We start from the raw sequence: 16,999 nt of genomic DNA, 5'->3' as shown, positions 1-16,999 counted from the left end.
TGGACGAAGGGATTCGTTTAAAAAAGCAAGGATGGCGTGTGCAAAGCGCGTAAGTGAACGAAGTGAATAACCTTAGTTGGCGCAAAGCACATGCGCCACGCGCAGCGTTTACCCAGCACGCAGTGCTAAACAACAGCAAACTGACGTTCCAACTCACTCACCCCCAGCCCACTCTTCTTAGTAACCCTTAACTGCGTTGGAATACGCTCCTTCATAGCCTCAATATGACTAATCACTCCAATCATCTTCCCAGACGCATTCAGATTATCTAGCGCATCCAAAGCAATATCCAACGTCTCCGCATCCAAGGTGCCAAAACCTTCATCAAGAAACAGCGAGTCAATACTGGTTTTATGGCTCACCAAATCAGACAAGGCCAAAGCTAGCGCAAGACTCACCAAGAAGCTTTCACCGCCAGAAAGGGTTTTGGTATCACGCTCTACGTCACCCTGCCAGGTATCTAATACGGTCAACGCTAACCCTTGTTCTTCTTTGCGTTTAAGCAAATAACGGCCGTGGATGCGGTCGAGTTGTTTATTGGCGAGGTACACCAAGTTATCTAGGGTGAGCCCTTGGGCAAAGCGGCGGAATTTGTCGCCGTTGGCCGAGCCTATTAGACCGTGCAGGTAACTAAGCTGGTCGTAATCTTGTGTTTGTTGTTCGATTTGGTCGAGTAATGTTTGTTGCCGTGAGGTTTCTTTTTGGTCTGCCGATAATTGGCTGCTAATGCCACCTCTGCTTTCTACTAACCTATCTTTTTCAGTTTGTAGCTGCTGCAGTTGTGCCTTCACATCTTCTTGTGAGGTTTGCTGCCATAAGGCTGCGTCTTCGTTATTATTAAGCTGGTTGAGCTGGGCGCCAGACTGCTCTAACAGCGTATTCGCCCGCTGTAATTGTGTATCTAGTCTTTGTTTCAAACTGATTAGCTGGCTGCGCTGTTGTTCGGGCAGCAGCGCCATTTCAAACTCGCCTTGGTTAACAAAGGGGCTGTTGGCGAGTAACGCATGCCATTTGTCTGTAAGCGCTTTAAGTGACAGTTCAAGCTCTGTTTGTTGTTGTATTTTTGCTTTGATGGCTGCTAATAAGTCGCTATGTTGCTGATCGATTTGTTTGTGATTGCTATTAGCTAACTGATGGGCTTGCTCGGCAGTACTTAGCTGAATATTGGCATTTTCTCTGGCGAGTGCCACTGTCTGTTCGCCAAATAATTGATGCCGCTGTTTAGCTTTGTCATCCCATTGCTGTTTAAGCTCAGCTTCTTGTATTTGCTCTGATGACAGTTGCCCATCCAGACTCTGCAACAGTTTTTCAGCTACTGCATGTTCGGCATTTTTAAGCTCAAGTTGTCTGCTTATTTGTTCTTTATCATACATTTTCTGCTGATAACGGGTGACATCTTCGCGTTTGCTTTGCAGCCATTGCACCCATTCATTTTCTGGCGGAGCGACGTAACCCAAAGCAGTAATATTAGTGAGTAAGGCCGTGCGGTTTTTATCTATCAACTCAATAATCTGTGCATATTCTTGCGTCGCTTTTTGGCTGTTTTGATGCAACGATTGTTGGCTTTGTTCTAGTAATTTGAGTTCGCTGCTAAGTTTGTCACTCTCTCGCTGGGTAATGTTTAAGGCTTCTTTGTTTGCTTGGCGTTCTTTATCTAGCTGGCTAATTAACTTTAATTGGTTTGATACTTGTTCTAGCTGTTTTTTAAGCGCCAGTTCAAAGTTTTGTAAGCTGTGCTGCTCGTTGATGGCGAAGTTGAGTTGCAGTGTTGCTACTCTCTCCTGCCATTGCATGGCTAACTCATTTTCAAGCGCGCCTAAATCAGCTAGGCGAGTTTGTAACTCTGTCGCTCTTAACTTAAATGAATCCAGCTTTTCGCGAACCACTGTGCCTGCTTGTTTACATTGCTCGAGCAGAATTTCAGCTTGGTGTTTTCTGTTTAAGGTTTGCGGAATATCTATCGCCATAGCCGATGATTTAGGATGTTCAATTGCCCCGCACAACGGGCATTCTTCATCGGTTTTAAGTAACTGGCGATATTGTGCTAACTGCTCTTCTTGGCTAACCAGTTGCTGTAGATCTTTGCAGACTTGTTCTTGTTCTTGGTATTTTTGCACTAAGGTATTGCGCTGGGTTGTTAGCTCGTCTACTTGTTGCTGGCTAGCCAGTAATTCATTTTGGCCACTGGTTTTATCTTTTTCTAATTGTAAATGACGACGTTGAATATCTTGTGCTTTATGTAACTCAGGCCAAAGGCTATTAATATGTGCAGTTTGGTTTTCAAGCGCGCTGGCGTCTGACTCATGAGTTAAGCTTTGGTACGCTGCCTCTTTTTCTGCCAGCGCAGTCTGTTGCTGATTCAAACGTTCAGACAGGTTTTGCCATTGTCCATGTAGACGTTGTTTAACCGTGATGTTTTCATTGAGTTGACTGTCGATGTCTACTGTTTGTTTTTGTAGTGTTTGGGCTGATATATTATCGCGTTTTAGCTGCTCCAGTGATGCATTCCAACCGCTAAGTTGTTCGCCCACAGCACTGTCTGCTTGATGCTCAATGAGGTAGTTTTGCACAAGGCTATGTTGCGAGTTTAAGCCAGTTAACGCAGCGGTTAACAATTGCTGTTTGCTGGCAGACTCTTGCTGTTGTTGCTGCAACTGGCCAATAGCCTGCTGTTTATCACTGTGTTTTTCAGCTAAGGCGCTTATTTGATTATCAAGGGGCATAACCTGCTGTGTTATCAACTGCTCCTGACTTTGCTGAGCTTGTTTGCTGCTTTGTAATGATTGTGCCGCCACAGACAACTTGTCGGCTGCGCTGGTTAACTCTACTCCCAACTTCGTTTGGGTTTGTTGCTGGGCAGCCAGTTGCTCATTCGTTTTAGTCTGCTGCTGTATTACCTCAACTAAGCGTTGCCAATTGGGCCGCAGGCGCTCGGCGGGCTCACTTTTTTCAAGCAAACTTAAATCAATTTTTGCAGCAGCGATGGCTTGCTTGGCCTCGGTGTTTAAAATGCTGGCATCTTGTTGGCTTTGCTGTGCACTGAGTCGTTTTTCCCACCAGTTTATATGACTCGTATGGGTTTTAATGTGTTGCTCGATGCCTGCTTGTTTGTCTTGTAGTTGACTGAATTCGTCTTGTAGCGTTTGCTTTTGCTCTGCGCTGAGCACTTGAAAAGTATTCGCCCCTACCTGTAATTCCTTTAATCTTTGTTTGGCTTGGCTATGGTGTTCATGCACCTTAACTGAAATCTGACCATAGACTTCAGTCCCAGTGAGCTCTTCGAGTAATTCAGCCCGTTTATTTTCATCTGCGTTAAGAAACGCGGCAAAATTCCCTTGGGACAACATCATAGACTTGGTAAAACGGCCAAAATCTAGGCCAGTTAACTTTTCTATTGCTTCGCTTTTTTGCCTAATTTGAGTGGCAAGTACGTTGCCTGTGGCTACTTCAGCCAGTTCTGCATCTGCGGGTTGTAGATTACCGTCTACGTTGCCCCGTGAACGGCGCATGCTCCAAAAAGCCCTATAAGCGGTGCCTTTTACTTCAAACTCCACCTCGGCCAAACACTCACTGGTGCCTCGGGTCATGATTTCGTTAGATGAATTAGTGATTTGACCCAGCCTTGGGGTTTGATGATAAAGCGCCAAACAAATTGCATCCAATAAGGTGGTTTTACCCGCACCGGTTGGCCCGGTGATAGCAAATAGGCCGTTTTCGGCGAAAGGCGATTGGGTAAAATCAATTTTCCATTCCCCCTTAAGTGAATTGAGGTTTTTTAATCGAATGCTTAAAATTTTCATACATCCGTCCCCTGATGTTCTACTTCAGACAATATTTGGCTAAACCGTTGCCGCACTTGTTGCAGTGTGGTGTGTTGTTCATCGGTTTTTTCTGAGTCTACTTCAGGGCTTTTATCAAATGTCTCCATGGCTAAGCGTTTTTCAAATACGTCTTCGGGGGTTAATTCCGCAAGGGTTTCACTTTGCATTTGGCTAAGTAATTGTCTGCGCTGGTTGCGCGTGCGGCGCAGTTGCAATACCTCTACATTTAGCCCCTGTGTCATAGTTTGAATACGCTGCTGCAGATCCGATAAATAATCCTGAGTATCCACCTCAAGACATAACCAGAAGGGCTGCGCACTTATATCAACTTTTATGTCAGCTTTTGCATCAGCGTTAAGCTGCTGTAGTGCTTTCTCAATTTTTGCAAGGTCGCCCTTAATCACTAACATGGGCTGAAAAATAGGAATGCTGATAGGTTGTAAACTGGTGCGCAGTGCTTCGCTAAACTCCACCAGCATCACTTGCTTTTGGGTGCCCAGTTCATCAAAACTTAAAGGAATAGGCGAGCCGCAATAACGAATGTGTTCTGACTTAGCTACTATCTGCGGTTTATGAATATGCCCCAGTGCAATGTAGTCGGCAGGGGGGAAACCGTCTGCGGCAAAGCCGTCTAAGGTACCGATGTAAATGTCACGCACACTTTCAGATTGACTGACGCCTAGCGCGGTTAAATGGCCGGTAGCAATGATGGGGATATTTAGCCCGTTTGCTTTTTGTTCTTTTTGTTTAAGTAAGGCTATTTGATAAAGTGTTTGGTAATGCTGCTTAATCGCATCGCCTAGAGCTTGGCGTTTTTGTAATCCGGTTTCACCTGCCGTGCTTTGCAACACATCTCTGGCCCGGATAAAAGGCACGGCACATAAAATAGCCCCAGGCTGGCCTGACTTATCGGGGATAGTAAACACTTGTTCGTCAATTGCTATGCCGGTGCTGGCCACCACAAATGTATTTAAACATGCCAGAATTTGTTTGGATTCGTTTAGCGTAGACACCGAGTCATGATTGCCGCCAAGCACCACCAACACACAGTTAAGCTGTTGCATATCCACCACAAACTGATTATACATTTCTCGTGCGTAACTGGGCGGAGTGCCAGTATCAAAAATATCCCCAGCTATGATCACGGCATCAACCTGTTGCTGTTCAACTTGCATTAATAACCAGTTGATAAATGCCTGATGTTCATCCTTGCGACTTTTGGTAAAAAAACTCTGACCTAAATGCCAGTCAGAGGTATGCAGTAGCTTCATGCCTAACGTTCCGTCAAATAACCAGCAAAGCAATCAAAAATCATGCAATAACTGTTTGTTAATACTTAATTATCTAACACTACACTATCACTCGTTCTCTGGGCAGATGAAAAGGCCTTGTAGTAGTAAAAAGTAATCCAAGTTCAGGTTAACTAACAGTTCACTGGGCCTTAGCGCTGCCACCATTCACTTTTTCTAATTCAGCAATATGCTTATTGGCCGCTTGCAGCTGACGCTCGATATCGCAACGGGCGTCGATCATTTCGTTGGCGATGGTGGCTAAATATTTAAACTCTGAGAACCCCAGTTTTTTGCTATCCATATGCTGATATTCTCGTTTGCATCGATAGAAAAACATTACAAAATTTAAGAAAGCCCGTTGAAAGGTAATATAACTTTTAATCAATAACGTAACTAATACCAAAGTGGTAATTGTCATAATCAACAAGCTGATACGCTCAACCCTTTCTTCAGCAATATTAATGAGGACTGCCAGTTTACTATTCACCCTAGTTAATTGTTCTTCCAGTGTGTGGGCTTGCTCGCGAAACTTACCTTGTAAACCCAGAGTATGATCTAAGCCAATAGTTTGATAAGCCGATACTAACTGCAAAAAGCTGTTCTGGTAAATGTCCAATAAGGGTTGTTGTAGCTGAACATTAATCAGGTTGCTTTGAGTGATGGCTAAGGATAATTGTTGGTAAAATAGTGTCTCACGTTCAACATAATCTAAATGTTTACGGAGTAAAAAATCTTTCTCGCTACGGCGCATTTGTAGCATAAGTACTTGTAAATCAGTTTGATTGGACCGTTGCAATTGCTCTTCTAAACTATGAGTGGCCTGACGAAAACGCCCTTGAAGGCCACTATTTTCATCTAGTCCAATTTGAGTTTGTAAACTGACCAACGAAAAAAATTGCGTGCGATACTGAGTAAAACTAAGACTGAGTTCATCAAATAAGGTGTCGCTGTCACCTAGCTTGGCAAACATAGGATTTAACTGGGTGATCTGATGAGAAAAACCTTCGGCTCGTATTCTAAACTTATCCACATATTGAGGGTCTCGGCGTAATAAAAAGTCTTTTTCATGACGACGTAATTGCAGTAACTCATGACTTAAATTAAGTAACTGTTTACTTTGACTATTGAGGTTAATTAACCTGTCAGTGTTATAAATTTGGTTACCAACCAACACTAGCATTCCCAACAAACACACCGCGATAATAATGATTAAACGGGTTTTAATCGAATCAAACTGTATTGTTGCTAACATAGTCTAACGCTCACAATGATAATCCCTAATCATGGCATGTAATTATGACGTTTTGATGTATCTACTGATGGAGTACTATGCGACGAAATAGGTAAACGGCTACATAATTATCAAGATTTGAACTGTCATTCTGGTCGAAACTACCACGGGTGGTATTATGATTAGCCACCGGTAAAGTGTCCTAAAAATTAGCAGGTCAAAAGGATGCGAGTGCCCGCTAGGGCATAAAACACCATATCAAACCAATTACCCCTCGAATCCCATTCACTTACTTGCTATATTCGTCGCCTATAAATAAGGTTTTGGGTTGATATTGCTCGCAATAAACACCCAAATAATTGGGAATTTGGTGAAAATCCAAAACTGTACCCGCAACTGTAAACGTTTATATAACACGTCAGTCAGATACCAGCCTTATACAATCTTGAAGTAGCTAACCTAATTCAAGATACTCTTTAAATTTTCGTGCGGGAACACACGGATAACATTTTATTTTTACAGCTTTCATGCTGTTTTTTGATGTGTTTCCCTGCTCTCGCTATTTGAGTCAACACTTTGATTGTGAATGTTATTCTAATTCTTACGTGTGAGTGTGAGTCCGTGCATGTCTAACCCCTGCTCCCTTGTTGCCAACAATGTAAATCTAAAAATAGGTCAACAGCAGATATTGTCTGATGTGTGTCTTAATGTTGGCTCAGGCAAAGTCATGGGGGTGTTAGGCCCAAATGGTGCGGGGAAAACCAGCTTACTTAAAATGCTATCAGGGCAAGTAGCCAGTCATCATAGTGTCAGTTGGGATAATAAAACCCTAACAGATTACGATCCTATGTCTTTGGCAAAACAAATCGCAGTAGTGAATCAGCTAAACGAAAGTGTCTTTGCTTTAGACCTATACCAAATAGTGCGAATGGGCCTGTTACCTCACAAGTCATTGCTCAGTAGACAAACCCCCGAAGACGACAAAAGTATCAGCGATGCCATATCCCGGGTAGGACTGGATAACAAAGTTCATCAAAGTTTTAATTCCTTATCTGGTGGCGAACAACAGCGAGGTTTAATTGCCCGCGCCTTAGTGCAAAAAGCCGCACTGATTGTTCTAGACGAACCGGTTAATCATCTGGATATATATTATCAGCACCAGGTGCTTAAGTTGCTGCGCTCCCTAGCGCATAAGCTTAATATCACAGTGGTCATGAGTCTACATGACTTAAATTTAGCGGCTAATTATTGTGACCATCTGTGCTTATTAGACCAAGGTGAAATGGTCGCGCAAGGTCCGCCTGAACAGGTGCTTACCTCACAACGCTTAGAACAAGTATTTAAGATCCCTTGCCAAATAAGACATGACACTAACAATGCGGTATTTCGAGTTGACTTTTATCCACCTGATGAACTTGAAATAGACTTGCCACAGTCTATTGAGAAACCGTGAATATGAATAAAAAATGGATAATTTTATGTGTACTCGTGTTTGCATCACCTATTGGTGCACTGTTCTTTGGCGCCGCAGATTTATCTAATAGTCAGCTCATTCATTGTATAACCCAGGGTTGCCAAGACCCTGTGAACAATATGATTTTTTGGGAAATTCGTGCGCCCAGAGTATTTGTTGGGTTTTTAGTCGGCGCTGGGTTAGCAGTAGCGGGCGCCACTTTGCAAAATATCACCCGCAATGGTTTAGCCGACCCTTATTTATTTGGTGTGGTATCCGGTGCCGGATTAGGTGCCAGTATTGCCACTTTGCTATTTGACAGCAAGTTAGCTGAGCAAATTGGGCTGATGCAAATATTTCCTGATTTATCATTTTCATTGGCCTTACCTTTTGCTGCTTTTTTAGGCGCATTGTTCTCGGTATTTTTGGTACAAATTTTGGTGTCAAAAACCTTTGGCAGCAAAACCGAACATATGTTGCTGGCAGGCATAGCCGTGTCTTTTATGCTCAGTGCACTGAGTCATTTTTTATTGTTTTTAGGCGAACCTTTTGCCGCCAACAAAGTGATTTTTTGGCTAATGGGCAGCCTAGCCCGAGTAGAAATCTGGTATGCCTGGGTAATGCTGCCGGTAGTGGTGGTGAGCGTGGCAATATTGTTACTTTATGGCAGGCATATGGACGCACTTTTACTTGGCGATGAGAACGCTAAAACATTAGGCGTACAGGTCGCTCGTTTACGGGTTTTATCACTGGCAATTTGTGCCGCTCTCACCGCCTGCATTGTGTCTTACTGTGGTGGTATAGGTTTTGTTGGTTTGATGATCCCACATATCGTTAGAAGTTGGTTGGGCGTTACCAGCCGTATCGTCACCATAGGCTGCGTGTTACTCGGAGGATGTTTTATGGTGTGGGTTGATGTGTTGGCGCGTGTGGCACTGCCCAATCAAGAAATTCCCATTGGCATTATCACCTCTGCTATTGGCAGTGTGTTTTTTCTAATCGTAATGAGCCAAAAACGCAGTTAGCAAGCCGCTATTAGCCAGTTAAACAGTTAAAAGGTAATCCGAAGAGTATGCACACACCTCAACATCCGGTTTTTACATCTGAATATTGGAATATTCCACAACTGGATCACGCTCAGTTACCTGACATTCAACATCACATCGACACTAAAACCAAACCCATCGGCGCCTTAGGTCAGCTTGAAAGTATCGCTAAAAAGTTAAGCCTTACTCAAGGGTATCATTCAGGCAATTACCAATATATTGAAATAAACCACCCCACCATTATGATTTTTGCAGCCGACCACGGCATTGCACAAAACGGTGTGAGTATCGCGTCCAGTGAAGTGACTAGGCAAATGGTGGCAAACTTTTTAGCAGGCGGCGCGGCTATTAATTGTTTTTGTTACACCTTAGATATACAGATTAAAATCATTGATGCTGGCATGTTACAGCCAATAGAAACACCGCATCCTATGTTAATTAATCAGTCTATTGCCTCAGGCACAGCTGACTTTTCTATCAAACCTGCCATGACACATGTTCAAGCTGAACAATGTTTATTTATGGGTCAACAAGCCGCTGTACAACAATTACAAACAGGCACTAACGTATTGGGTTTTGGTGAGATGGGGATTGGCAATACTAGTGCCGCATCAGCCCTGTTGAGTGTTTTAACCGGTTTACCCGCCCAGCAAACCACAGGGATCGGAACAGGCATTACATCAGAACAATTAAATAAAAAAATCCACCTTATCGACCTTGCTCTTCAGCGAGTCCAACAACGATATGCAAGTGATACGTTAGATCCACAATCTGCATTAGTAGAAGTCGGTGGCTTTGAAATTGGCCAAATAGTGGGGGCTATGCTGGCCACTGCTAGCGCCGGTAAAAACATATTAGTCGATGGCTTTATTGTCTCGATTGCGGCTTTGATTGCCACTCGTATTGCGCCACAGGTACAACAATTTATGCTGTTTGCTCATTGTTCAGCAGAAAATGCCCATCAACTATTACTCAAAGAACTTAATGCCACACCATTATTAGATTTGGGTTTACGTTTAGGTGAAGGTACCGGTGCAGCTTTAGCGGTACCTTTACTTAAAGTTGCAGCCAATTTTTATACCAATATGGCGACTTTTGACAGTGCACAAGTCACTGTATGAGTCAGCAATAATGAAAACATGGCTTAACTATCAGTTAAACTTATTTTTGCTGGCGCTGAGTTTTTTTAGTCGCCTGCCGATGGCTAAAAATATTCAATACAGCCCCAGTAAAATGCGCAGGGCAACTCGCTACTTCCCATTAGTGGGTTGGCTACTGGCAGTAATCCTAGTGGCTGTCTATGTCGTCATTCAGCCATTGGTTGGCAGCTCACCAGCCCTGTGTTTGTTAATCATACTTAGCCTACTGATGACAGGCGCATTACACGAAGATGGCATAGCAGACACCTTTGACAGTTTTTTTGGTGGTTATACACAACAGCATAAGTTGACCATTATGAAAGACAGCCGAATTGGCACTTATGGTACTTGTGCCTTAGTCATGGCATTACTTAGCAAATTTATGCTACTTAGCACCCTTGCCAATCAAGGTATGCTTGTTATTAGCTTATTAGTCGCTTATCCCTTATCTCGAGCTATGGCGATTAGCTTAGTGCAAGACATGTATTACATATCCAATCACGTTCCCGGTAGTGACAGTAAAAGCGAGACGCTTGCCAAACCTTTTAGCCCAAAAAATTTGAACTTCGTTGTCATAACAGGGGCAGCAGCTTGCATTTTGTTACCTTTTTTAACAACTATTTACTTGTTAGTAGGTTGCTTAATATTAAGATATTGGCTGCGATTTTGGATTAACAAACATATCAGTGGTTATACCGGAGATTGCTTAGGCACAGCACAACAACTACAAGAATTACTGATTTACCTCATAATTTTGTCGAACATATAATAATAAAAAAAGGAGTCAACACATGATACATCTGGTACTAGGCGGAGCTCGTTCGGGCAAATCACGTTTTGCTTTAGAGCAAGTGCTGCTGCTAAGCGAAAAAACAGGTTTACCGGTTACGTTTGTTGCTACGGCTACGGCCAGCGATCCTGAAATGGCACAAAGAATTGCTTATCATGAAGCTGAACGCCCTGACTATTGGCGCTTGGCTGAGGTGCCAATGGATCTCAACTTACTTTTAGCAGAAACCGAATATTTACCTGAGCAAATTTTATTGATTGATTGTTTAACTTTGTGGCTGAATAATCAATTATTTGAGTACCCTGGACAAAATTTCAAAATCCTCTTCAGTGAATTGCTCGACGCCCTTCAAGCCTGTAAGTGTGACATCTTTTTAGTGTCCAACGAGGTTGGGTTAGGCATCATACCTTTGGGAGAAGCCAGTCGTCAGTTTGTCGATCAAGCAGGTTGGTTGAATCAAGCTTTGGCAGCCCGAGTGGATAAAGTGACCTTTATTGCAGCAGGTTTGCCTATTGCCTTAAAAAACACATCAAAATGACAGACGATGTAAACGAGTCAAACGTCACCCAGTTCGACCTAGTGCGTCATGGTCAGATTGATGGCCCACCAGCTTTGTATGGTCGAACTGACGTGGCTTTAAGTCGAGATGGGTGGCAACAGATGCATCTCCAAACTAGTCGTATGTACAATCTGGACAATATCATTACCTCTCCCTTAAGGAGATGCCATGATTTTGCTAAGGAACTCGCCTCTGATAACCAGCTAACATTGCAAGTTGAGTCAGGTATGCAAGAATGTGATTTTGGTGAGTGGGACGGAATTGAATTTGATGATCATTCTCAGCAATGGCCTTTAATGACCTCATTCTGGCAAGCTCCAGACCACAATACGCCGCCTCAGGGTGAATCTCTAGAAACGTTTCATAATAGAGTCGTATCAAGTTGGCAGTCACTGTGCAAACAACACCACGGACAAAACAACTTAGTGTTATGCCACGGTGGTGTTATCAGGCAAATATTGGCGCATATCCTGCCCACAGACTGGCGCTCGGGAGAATGGTACAGTCAATTACAAATCGGTCACGCCAGTTTGACCCGTATTATTATTCCTGCCTGCCCAGACGCTAAACCAAGCGTGGCTTTTATTGGCCTACCGGCTGATTTCGGACAAGCAGATTTTGAATAAAACATGACACACACTCAAGCCGCCACTTTGATGATCCAAGGCACCACATCCGATGCGGGAAAAAGTGTGTTGGTAGCAGGATTTTGTCGTTGTTTAAAACGTTTGGGATATCAGGTCGCGCCATTTAAACCACAAAACATGGCATTAAATATTGCGGTGACTGCTGACGGAGGTGAAAATAGGTCGTGCCCAAGCGTTACAAGCACAAGCTGCAGGTGTAGCACCTCATGTTGATATGAATCCAGTATTACTGAAGCCAAGCAGCGATACCGATGCTCAGGTCATTGTTCATGGTAAAGCCATCAGTAACATGCAGGCTCAGGATTATCATGACTACAAAAAAGTGGCGATGCAAGCGGTACTAGATTCCCACCAGCGTTTAGTAAATCAGTATCAAGTTATCATGGTTGAAGGTGCGGGTAATCCAGCGGAAATCAATTTGCGTGAAGGTGATATAGCCAACATGAGGTTTACCGAAGCAGTGAACTGCCCAGTGATCATAGTGGCGGATATAGACAAGGGTGGTGCGTGTGCCCATTTAGTCGGCACATTAGAACTACTTTCGGCAAGTGAACAAAACCGTGTCGTTGGTTTTGTGATCAATAAGTTTCGTGGGGATATTACCTTACTACAAAGTGGTTTAGACTGGTTAGAACAACGCACCCATAAACCGGTTTTAGGGGTATTGCCTTACTTAATGGACTTACAACTCGCCGAAGAAGATGCCATTCAAGCCAATCAAACGATTGACCAAGACGATATACGTTTGCGTGTTGCGGTACCCGTATTTTCGCAGATCAGTAACCATACCGACTTTGATATGCTGCGGGCTCATCCTCAAATTGAACTGACCTTTGTGCGCCAAGGTCAAAGAATATCCGCAGCTGATCTTATTATTTTACCTGGTAGTAAAGATGTTAGAGCAGATCTTGAACTGCTTAGAAAACATGGCTGGGATAAAGATATTGCCAGACACTTGCGCTACGCAGGCAAAGTATTAGGAATCTGTGGCGGTTATCAAATGTTAGGGCAAACCACCCACGACCCCAAAGGGATTGAAGGCACGATAGGGTCATCTAAGGGGCTGGGGTATCTGCCCATACACACCACACTACACAGTGAAAAGCAGCTGACACACAGTCAGGGTAAATTAAGATTACAAGCAGACGTTCACAATAATGGTATCGAAGTAACAGTGTCAGGCTATCAAATTCATGTTGGACACACTGAACGAGAGGATGGTTTTAACGCTTTTGCTTTATTAGATAATGGACAACTAGATGATGGCCAACTTGAGGGCTGTATCAGCGCAGATAACCAAGTGGCAGGCAGTTATTTACATGGCATGTTCGACTCACCACAAGCGTTGCAACAGATTACCGCTTGGGCTGGTGCAGATACCGATAAAGTCGACACTTATGCTAGCCAACAAGAACATGAATTAGACCGTCTAGCCGATGCCTGTAAGGCACATCTAGACTGGCAAAAAATACACACATTTATCTCAAATCAAACAAAGAGCAAACACCATGACTGATGAAAAAGATAACGACCGCCATAAAACGCGTATGCAAGAACAAAAAGCCAAAGTAGACGAACGTATTGCCGCTGCCCAAGAAGATAAGGGGCTACTGCTAGTGCTTACCGGCAACGGCAAAGGCAAGTCCACCTCAGGTTTTGGTACCATTGCCCGAGCGGTTGGACACGGATTAAAAGCCTCAGTGGTGCAATATGTCAAAGGTGGCTGGGAATGCGGTGAACGCAATTTATTGGAAAAAAACGGCGTGGAATTTCATGTAATGGGCACCGGTTTTACTTGGGAAACCCAAGACAAAGACTTGGATAAACTAGCGGCACAAGCGGCTTGGGAACACAGTAAAAAATTACTGCAAGACCCGTCTATTGATGTGGTGCTGTTAGATGAAATTACCTACATGGTCACTTACAAATATATCGATTTGGATGAAGTATTGGCTGCGTTAACCGCCAGGCCAAAAGATCAACACGTGGTTATCACTGGCCGCGCTTGCCATCGCTCAATCATCGAAATGGCAGATACAGTCAGCGAAGTAAGACCTGTCAAACATGCTTTCGACAATGGCATAAAAGCACAAAAAGGTATTGATTGGTGAGTCTCACAACAGACCGCTTTTTAAGTATGTTGTTATACGTTTTGGTTGGCTTTTATGCCAACCAATCCGTGGCTAAAGGTACTAGTGATGACTCACTTCAAAAACAACGCATAATTGCTCTTGCGCCGCATATTGTGGAATCATTGTATGCAATTGGAGCGGGTCAACAAATCATTGGTACCACCGCCCATGCTGACTACCCTAAAGCTGCGGAAGATATTTTGCGGGTAGGCAATTACGCACGTTTACAAATCGAAAAAATCATTCAACTTAAACCTGATGTGATCATTGCTTGGAAAACTGGCAATCCGGCAGATGACTTAGCGCGCCTCGAAAAATATCAACTCAAGATAATTTATTCGCACCCACAAACATTAGAAGATGTGGCGAAAGAATTAATCATGTTAGGCAAAGTCACAGGTCGAGAAACCGCGGCCAATATTATAGCTGCAGAATATATGAAAAAACTTCAAAAAATTAAACACACTTACGCCAACAAAAGTAAAGTCAGTGTGTTTTATGAGTTATGGTCACGGCCCCTGCGCACCGTGGCAAACCAAGCATGGCCCCAGCAACAAATCGAGTTGTGCGGAGCCAGTAATCCATTTGCAAACGCCCAAGACGACTACCCCTCAATTGGGCTCGAACAAGTACTAGTCACCTTACCCCAGGTTATTATTCAACCAGGTCAACATAGCGCAGACAGCCCAGATGGGCTTAATTGGCCGCAATGGCAGCATATTCCAGCGGTAATAAATAATTTTATCTTTCATCCTAATGCCGACAAAACACATCGTATGACCACGCGTATGTTGGATGAAGTGGTTATCTTGTGCGAACAGATTGATACTGCTAGGCAATTTTACCAAACACAGAGCTAAAACAATGTTCTGACTTTCATCCCCGTGAGAAACTGTCGTTAAACTCAGTATTCTATAATGTTGAATTTTATTATTGAATTTGCGGTGTTAGATTTTAAGTTTGTAACTGAATACCGCTCTGTTCTTCTCGCTACCCTCACTCAAATACTCTTAGTATTTATGTCCATAAACATTTGCTAAGGTTTGAAATTGAGTAAGCCATTTCAAACCTTGTATTTTACTTTATCTGCGCTGGCTTTTGATACTTGATTATCACTCTGAGCCACAACCAAAAGACAAGTTTAAGCTCTGGGTGGAACAACAGCACCAAACAGATTTGAGTCTTTCAATGAATCAAACGCCATTGAAGAAAGTACAAGTAAACTTAAAACAAGTGTCAAAAACTGTCATCTTTCATCTTTATTAAGTGACCGAAAACTGGTCAAAATAGTTATGTCGCTTCAGTATTAGGGATTAACGTTATACTATAAGGTGCATTCTGAAAATATTTGAAATTTTGTGAACCCATTTTTGTTATCGGTTCAACTTATTTATTTTATTTAATTAATCAAAGTACGGAGTAATTTTGCCCACATCTGAACTACAAACAAACGAAACCTTCCCACGAAAAAATCCACGTATAGTTATTAAAGTCGGCTCAAGCCTATTAGCTAACGTTAAGAATTTAACTCCTAGTTTTGCATTTATGCATGGCTTGCTTGCTGATATTTCTCTGCTACGCGACCAAGGCTACGAAGTGGTGCTGACGTCCTCTGGATCTGTCGCATTAGGTCTTAATACTGTTGGCTGCACCATTGAAAACGCCAGTGTTCAAGATAAACAAGCGGCAGCAGCTTGTGGGCAACCGATATTAATGCACGCTTACAAGCAAATTGCGCTTGAGTATGGATTTGATATTGCTCAGGTATTAGTGACGTTAGATGATCTCGAAAATAGACGCCGATTTCTGAACGTTAAAAATACGGTACATCGCTTGATAAAACAAGGCGTGATGCCCATCGTAAACGAAAACGACACCGTGACCACTGAAGAAATTCGCGTTGGCGACAACGATCGACTCGCAGCAAAAGTTGCGCAGATGATTGGTGCAGAGTATTTGTTTATTTTAACCTGTATCGATGGTGTTTACGACCGAGATCCTTCAGAAGAAGGCGCAGTGTTCGTAGAGTCTATCGAGGATGTGAGCAGTTATATGGAAGCTGCAAGCGGCACCAGTTCTTTAGGTACTGGTGGTATGTTAACTAAATTACAAGCAGCCAATATGGCACAAAATGCTGGTTGTACGACCTTTATTGCCAGAGGAACGATGGAAGATCCCGTTTCTGCAATACTCCGCGGCGAACGCAAACATACTAAATGTATCGCTCACTCATCGCCTTCATCGGCATGGAATATTTGGCTGACTGATCGTCTGCAAATGGCAGGTAGCTTAGTCATAAAACAGGATGTTGCTGATTCATTATATGGTGGTGATGACGGATTCTCATGTCACGATGTAGTGTCAATACACGGAAACTTTGAGCGCGCAGATGTGCTTCACATTTATGATGAAAAAGGCGATGAAATAGCACGTGGATTGTGTAACTTTTCATCAGATGAAACCGCGATACTTTCAAGTCGTCCTGATGAAGAGGTAAAAGATATACTTGGATATGCAGCTTCTCATCGCTTAATTAATAGTGAAAATTTAGTGGTGTTGGCTGAGCATCATCTTTCTTGGGATGAACCCGTTTAAAGTGATTAACTAAAACTCAGAGCCTAGGTCGAATACTAGATTGACTTGCACTATAGCCAATTTCAAGTGGCCTAGGGGGAGTTGTCGAGTACAATTAGACACTTTACGAGATGCGTTAATAAAACCGTATTAACGCATCTCGGCTATCTTTTAAATTTTCTGCACGACCCGCATGATCTTCACCATCTTCACCATCCTCACTATCCAGATTAACAGAGTGTTTTAGTCTCTTGGTGTCGGACGATGGCACTTTGTTTAAAGCCCATCATTTACACTTACTGTGAAAAACTAACT

Annotated in this window: 13 protein-coding genes, 1 pseudogene and 1 riboswitch; of the genes and pseudogenes, 10 read left to right on the top strand and 4 right to left on the bottom strand. The window is 43.1% G+C overall.

From position 1 onward, the window contains the following. Positions 1–125 precede the first annotated feature (125 nt). From C427_RS04485 to C427_RS04475, 3 genes are all read right to left on the bottom strand, one after another. Positions 126–3,800, bottom strand: a complete 3,675-nt coding sequence (locus tag C427_RS04485; RefSeq protein ID WP_007636784.1) for an AAA family ATPase — start codon at positions 3,798–3,800, stop codon at positions 126–128. Next, the gene (sbcD, locus tag C427_RS04480) at positions 3,797–5,092 is read right to left on the bottom strand and encodes an exonuclease subunit SbcD (protein ID WP_007636783.1); all 1,296 of its coding nucleotides are present in this window, start codon (positions 5,090–5,092) and stop codon (positions 3,797–3,799) included. Before sbcD ends, C427_RS04485 begins: the two co-directional genes overlap by 4 nt. 160 nt (positions 5,093–5,252) lie before the next feature. Beyond that, entirely contained in the window at positions 5,253–6,365 is a 1,113-nt protein-coding gene (locus tag C427_RS04475; protein WP_007636782.1) for a hypothetical protein, read from the bottom strand. Positions 6,366–6,645: 280 nt separating this feature from the next. After that, positions 6,646–6,796: riboswitch (cobalamin riboswitch) on the top strand. 173 nt (positions 6,797–6,969) lie between these two features. Between C427_RS04475 and C427_RS04470 the strand changes: the two genes are divergently transcribed. From C427_RS04470 to proB, 10 genes and pseudogenes are all read left to right on the top strand, one after another. Next, entirely contained in the window at positions 6,970–7,797 is an 828-nt protein-coding gene (locus C427_RS04470) for an ABC transporter ATP-binding protein (protein WP_007636781.1), read from the top strand. A 2-nt stretch (positions 7,798–7,799) separates the two neighbouring features. Next, positions 7,800–8,822, top strand: coding sequence for a FecCD family ABC transporter permease (locus C427_RS04465; RefSeq protein WP_007636779.1), 1,023 nt, complete (start codon positions 7,800–7,802; stop codon positions 8,820–8,822). Positions 8,823–8,869: 47 nt separating this feature from the next. Continuing rightward, the gene (gene cobT / locus C427_RS04460; protein ID WP_007636776.1) at positions 8,870–9,964 is read left to right on the top strand and encodes a nicotinate-nucleotide--dimethylbenzimidazole phosphoribosyltransferase; all 1,095 of its coding nucleotides are present in this window, start codon (positions 8,870–8,872) and stop codon (positions 9,962–9,964) included. Between the two features lie 10 nt (positions 9,965–9,974). Continuing rightward, on the top strand, positions 9,975–10,751 hold the full coding sequence (locus C427_RS04455; RefSeq protein ID WP_007636774.1) for an adenosylcobinamide-GDP ribazoletransferase: 777 nt from the start codon (positions 9,975–9,977) through the stop codon (positions 10,749–10,751). A gap of 22 nt (positions 10,752–10,773) precedes the next feature. Further along, positions 10,774–11,310, top strand: a complete 537-nt coding sequence (gene cobU, locus C427_RS04450) for a bifunctional adenosylcobinamide kinase/adenosylcobinamide-phosphate guanylyltransferase (protein ID WP_007636773.1) — start codon at positions 10,774–10,776, stop codon at positions 11,308–11,310. Beyond that, the gene (locus C427_RS04445) at positions 11,307–11,957 is read left to right on the top strand and encodes a histidine phosphatase family protein (RefSeq protein WP_007636772.1); all 651 of its coding nucleotides are present in this window, start codon (positions 11,307–11,309) and stop codon (positions 11,955–11,957) included. The genes cobU and C427_RS04445 overlap by 4 nt, the downstream gene beginning before the upstream one ends. A gap of 3 nt (positions 11,958–11,960) precedes the next feature. Continuing rightward, positions 11,961–13,494, top strand: a pseudogene (locus C427_RS04440) (cobyric acid synthase). Further along, positions 13,487–14,089: a cob(I)yrinic acid a,c-diamide adenosyltransferase gene (cobO, locus tag C427_RS04435; protein ID WP_007636770.1), complete on the top strand. Its 603-nt coding sequence runs from the start codon at positions 13,487–13,489 to the stop codon at positions 14,087–14,089. The pseudogene C427_RS04440 and the gene cobO overlap by 8 nt, the downstream one beginning before the upstream one ends. Next, positions 14,086–14,970, top strand: coding sequence for a cobalamin-binding protein (locus C427_RS04430; RefSeq protein WP_007636768.1), 885 nt, complete (start codon positions 14,086–14,088; stop codon positions 14,968–14,970). Before cobO ends, C427_RS04430 begins: the two co-directional genes overlap by 4 nt. Positions 14,971–15,535: 565 nt before the next feature. Next, positions 15,536–16,705, top strand: a complete 1,170-nt coding sequence (gene proB, locus C427_RS04425; protein ID WP_007636766.1) for a glutamate 5-kinase — start codon at positions 15,536–15,538, stop codon at positions 16,703–16,705. A 115-nt stretch (positions 16,706–16,820) separates the two neighbouring features. On the opposite strand, the gene C427_RS24545 is transcribed toward proB, so the two are convergent. Beyond that, positions 16,821–16,955 carry a hypothetical protein gene (locus C427_RS24545; RefSeq protein WP_007636765.1) on the bottom strand — a complete coding sequence of 45 codons (135 nt, stop codon included), beginning with the start codon at positions 16,953–16,955 and terminating at the stop codon, positions 16,821–16,823. Positions 16,956–16,999: the final 44 nt, after the last annotated feature.

The organism is Paraglaciecola psychrophila 170, from assembly GCF_000347635.1.
GTDB classification, from domain to species: domain Bacteria; phylum Pseudomonadota; class Gammaproteobacteria; order Enterobacterales; family Alteromonadaceae; genus Paraglaciecola; species Paraglaciecola psychrophila.
This window is presented reverse-complemented; position numbering and strand designations above follow the sequence as displayed.

Coding starts and splice junctions, on each gene's coding strand:
- cobU (WP_007636773.1), top strand. CDS start 10,774: ATGATACATCTGGTACTAGGCGGAGCTCGTTCGGGCAAATCACGTTTT.
- C427_RS04475 (WP_007636782.1), bottom strand. CDS start 6,365: ATGTTAGCAACAATACAGTTTGATTCGATTAAAACCCGTTTAATCATT.
- C427_RS04470 (WP_007636781.1), top strand. CDS start 6,970: ATGTCTAACCCCTGCTCCCTTGTTGCCAACAATGTAAATCTAAAAATA.
- C427_RS04465 (WP_007636779.1), top strand. CDS start 7,800: ATGAATAAAAAATGGATAATTTTATGTGTACTCGTGTTTGCATCACCT.
- C427_RS04445 (WP_007636772.1), top strand. CDS start 11,307: ATGACAGACGATGTAAACGAGTCAAACGTCACCCAGTTCGACCTAGTG.
- C427_RS04485 (WP_007636784.1), bottom strand. CDS start 3,800: ATGAAAATTTTAAGCATTCGATTAAAAAACCTCAATTCACTTAAGGGG.
- C427_RS04455 (WP_007636774.1), top strand. CDS start 9,975: ATGAAAACATGGCTTAACTATCAGTTAAACTTATTTTTGCTGGCGCTG.
- cobT (WP_007636776.1), top strand. CDS start 8,870: ATGCACACACCTCAACATCCGGTTTTTACATCTGAATATTGGAATATT.
- cobO (WP_007636770.1), top strand. CDS start 13,487: ATGACTGATGAAAAAGATAACGACCGCCATAAAACGCGTATGCAAGAA.
- sbcD (WP_007636783.1), bottom strand. CDS start 5,092: ATGAAGCTACTGCATACCTCTGACTGGCATTTAGGTCAGAGTTTTTTT.